Consider the following 3,290-nt stretch of genomic DNA (forward strand, 5'->3'; position numbering starts at 1 on the left):
CCCGCGCACCACCACCGCGTAGAAGGGCCGCCTTCACCATGTCCTCGCCGACCGCCCCCGCCCAGGCGCCTGTCCCGTCCTTGGACATCGACCTGTTCAGCGACGAGAACCTCACCGACCCCTACCCCGCCTACGCCCGGCTGCGCGCCCTGGGCCCGGTCGTCCGGCTGCCCCGGGTCGCCGGGGGCGTCTGGGCCGTCTCCCGCTACGCGGACGTCAAGGCGGTGCTCCATGATCCCGGCACCTACTCATCGGTGGAGGGAATAGCCCTGACCGATCTGACGAACAAACAGGTCCTGGCCGGAACCGTGCTCGCGTCGGACGGCCCGGCCCACGCACGGCTGCGGCGCCCGCTCTCCCGGCAGCTCAAACCCGCCGCCATCACCACGCTCCGCAAGGAGGTCGAGCACCGCGCCGACCGGCTGGTCAGGGACCACATCACTCGCGGCGGGGAGGTCATCGACTCGGTGTCCCTGGCGCGGGATGCCGTCGCCGGTACGGTACTGCGGCTGATAGGCATGCCCCCCGAGGACAACCAGGAGCTACTCGACGGCGCCACGGCGATCTTCGACGTCGTCGGCCCCGAGAACGAACGCTACGCCCGGGCCGCACCGCACGCCGCGGCCGTGTTCGAGTTCCTGCACACCCGGGCGACCCGCGAGCGGGTTCGCCGGGACTCCTGGATGGGGGCGCTCTACGAGGCGGTGGACGAGGGGTTGATCGACGAGTCCGACGCCGTCCCGCTGATGACCGCCTACACCGCCGCCGGACTGGACACCACGATCCAGGGTCTCGCCGAGACCATCCGCCTCTGCGCCGCCCACCCCCGCGAACTCGCGCATCTGCGCACCGGCCGCGCCCGGCCGGTCGACGCGTTCCACGAAACGCTCCGGCTGCACTCCCCCGTCCAGGGGTTCGGCCGCCGCGTCAACCGCCCCGCCACACTCGGCGGCGCCACCCTCGCCGAAGGCGACCGGGTCTGGCTCCTGTACGGGGCGACCGGCCGCTGCCGGGACACATGGGGTCCCGACGCCGATGAGTTCAAAACCCTGCGCCCCGACCTCGGCGATCATCTCGCCCTCGGCTCCGGCCCCCACACCTGCGCCGGCCGGCATATCACCGAGCTACAGGCCACCGCCCTGATCGGTGCGCTGGTCCGCCGCTGCAAGAGCCTTCGCCCGGCGGGCACCCCGGTGCGCGTGCTCAACAACACCCTGCGCGGCTGGCAGAGCATCCCCATCGCCATCGAACGCGACCGGCGCCGCACCTGGTGACCCCGCCCCGGGCGCCCTTCCGCGGCCTTCGTCAGCTCGGGTGCTCCGCCACCGCGGCTCGGCCGGGGGCAGGAACGCGCTGAGCACCGTACGGATGCCGGGTTCGGGGTCGAATTCCTTCTCCGGTACCACGACCTGGTGGAAGATCAGGCCGTCGAGGTAGTCGAAGAGGATCCGGCAGTGCTCGCGCGGTGCGGGCGATCCGAGGTCAGCCGGCCACTTCGAGGTCAGTTCGATCAGCGACTCGCGCGCGGCTCAACGCCTCGCGTACCTCGGGGCGGACGATGCCTTCGAGCGCCAGGGCGTAGCGGGCGGCGGTACGGTGCCGGGCGGGGCCGAGCACATGCCGGACCGTACGGGCCAGGGCGTCGGCGAGAGCTTCGGGGCCGCAGTCCGCGAACGTGGCGGTCGTTCCCCGCCCGGGCGACAGTCGTCAGTCGCGGGCATCCCCTCGCCCGGGCCGGGCGGCGTTCAAGGGCGGCGCCGCTTTCACGGGCCAGGCGGCGAGGGGCGGCTTGCGCCGCCGAGGTCGCTCGATCGCCTCGACCAGGGTGGGGTGGTGTGCCGTGCCGAAGTAGGCGAACCCGCCGTCGCCGTCGGCGCCGAAGCCCCGGCCGAGCTGGAGCAGTTCGTACCCCTGCCCGGTCATGGTGGCGATCGCCTCGTCGAGGCAGTCCACGAACACACCGAGGTGGTGCAGTCCGGGGCCGTGGGTGTCCAGGTGCGCCGTGTAGAGCGAGGGGCCTGCCACCGGCTCGATCAGCTCGATCTGCGGCCCGCTGCCGGCGAGGGCGATGTGCATCGAGTACGCGGACGGCCGCCCCCGGTACTCCAGCTCGGGGACGAAGCCCGGCCCATAGGTGTAGCGATCCCAGGCACCGATGCCGAACAGCCCGCCATAGTGGTCGGCGGCCCGGGCGATGTCCTGGACGACCAGGCCGATCTGGCCGACCGGGCCGATCGGTGTGCCACCGTCCTGTCGCCGAACTCCGATCGACATGACATCACATCCCTTAAATTGTGGAATGATTGGAGTAGCTTTGGTATTATGTCAATCTCAATCCATGGCAGGTCGATGTCAAGACCCGGCAGTCGATCCGCGACCGAATCGATATAGCGACGGGAGCATCGTGAAAGCCGAAGACCCTGCGAAGTCAGAGCAGCAAGAAGAGTCCGCGACATCCGGGACGGCGGAGAAGGCAGGGAAGCCGGAGCGCCGCAGTGGCCGTGTGCAGTCCGTGGCGCGGGCGTGCGGAATCATCGACGCGGTGGCGGAGTCGCGCACCGCCCCCCGGGCCCAGGAGATCGCCACAGCGCTCGGTCTCAACCTGACCACGGCGGTGCACCTGCTGAACACCCTGGTGGACGCCGGATACCTGGAGAAGCACGGCCGTACGTACGCCCTGGGCACCAGCAAGGTACTCAGCCTGTACGACCGCATCAGCGCGGCGGTACGCCCGTCACCGCAGGCCCTGGCGGCTCTGCATCGACTCTCCGACGACACGGGGGAAACGGCGAACCTCTCCTACTGGGTGAATGGTGAAGTGGTATTGGCGGCTGCCGTGGAGGGGCGGCAGGCGGTGCGGGTCGCGGCCCTGCAGGTCGGCTCCCGTGGGGACCTGCACGCCCGCGCGGCGGGCAAGTGTCTGCTGGCGTTCGGCCCGCCGGACCGGCTCGAACACTTCCTGGCCGCGAACCCCCTCTCGGCCCGGACGCGGAACACCGTCACCAGTCCGGAGCTGTTCCGGTCCGCCCTGGAGGTCGTCAGGCTCCAGGGATACGCGCTGGACAGCGAGGAGTACGCAGAGGGGATCTGCGGGGCTGCCGTGCCGCTGGACGACGGGAAGTGGCCCATGGTCGCGCTCTCGGTGATCGCTCCGGCCGAGCGATTCACCAGGAACCGGCACGCGTTGGTGGCCGCCCTGCTCCGCGCGAGCGGTCGTGCGGAGCCGGACGGCGACCGGGGTACGGAAGGATGAGCCGGGGCGGCGGTCCCGGGCGACGGGTGTGAGGTGC

3 protein-coding genes and 1 pseudogene are annotated in these 3,290 nt (G+C 71.1%); 2 read left to right on the forward strand and 2 right to left on the reverse strand.

Going from position 1 to position 3,290, the window contains the following annotated elements; genetic code table 11:
* Positions 1-1,274, forward strand: a 1,274-nt coding sequence (locus tag ACWF94_RS37110) for a cytochrome P450 (protein WP_453499105.1), incomplete at its 5' end; no start/stop codon positions are given.
* Positions 1,275-1,400: 126 nt separating this feature from the next.
* On the opposite strand, the pseudogene ACWF94_RS37115 reads toward ACWF94_RS37110, so the two are convergent.
* Both ACWF94_RS37115 and ACWF94_RS37120 read right to left on the reverse strand, forming a co-directional pair.
* A pseudogene (locus ACWF94_RS37115) lies at positions 1,401-1,617 on the reverse strand (TetR/AcrR family transcriptional regulator); the annotation flags it as partial.
* 90 nt (positions 1,618-1,707) lie between these two features.
* Positions 1,708-2,274: a VOC family protein gene (locus tag ACWF94_RS37120; protein ID WP_453499107.1), complete on the reverse strand. Its 567-nt coding sequence runs from the start codon at positions 2,272-2,274 to the stop codon at positions 1,708-1,710.
* Positions 2,275-2,404: 130 nt separating this feature from the next.
* On the opposite strand from ACWF94_RS37120, the gene ACWF94_RS37125 reads away from it, so the two are divergent.
* A complete protein-coding gene (locus tag ACWF94_RS37125; RefSeq protein WP_453499109.1) occupies positions 2,405-3,253 on the forward strand; it encodes an IclR family transcriptional regulator in 849 nt (282 codons plus the stop codon).
* The last annotated feature ends 37 nt before the right edge of the window (positions 3,254-3,290 follow it).

This window comes from Streptomyces sp. NPDC055078, from assembly GCF_053607985.1.